Origin of the sequence: Pseudoalteromonas sp. SIMBA_162 (assembly GCF_046535955.1) — a bacterium.
GTDB lineage: Bacteria > Pseudomonadota > Gammaproteobacteria > Enterobacterales > Alteromonadaceae > Pseudoalteromonas > Pseudoalteromonas marina.
On record NZ_JAWJBQ010000683.1, the window covers coordinates 1 to 258 of the forward strand.

General features: G+C 39.1%; 1 protein-coding gene. It reads right to left on the reverse strand.

The genetic code is table 11. The features are described from left to right. Positions 1-258 (reverse strand): Na/Pi symporter (locus R0J88_RS21410; protein ID WP_410901087.1); only part of this gene is annotated, 258 nt, incomplete at both ends.

Genomic DNA, 258 nt, shown 5'->3' on the forward strand with positions numbered 1-258 from the left:
TGGTAAAAGGCAGTACCATTAAGGAACTGACTACATTAAAAATGACACTGATATGAGCTAGTTGTACGTCAGGGTGTTTCGATAAATGGGAACCAATCGTTGCTAATAATCCTATGAACGGAAAGAAAACCGCTACACCTATAACATTTAACCATATATGTGAATATGCTGTAAGTTTGCCCTCTCTACCAGAGCCTAATGAAGCAAGCCATGCATCAAAGCAAGTTCCTATGTTTGCTCCAAGAATTATGGCAACAC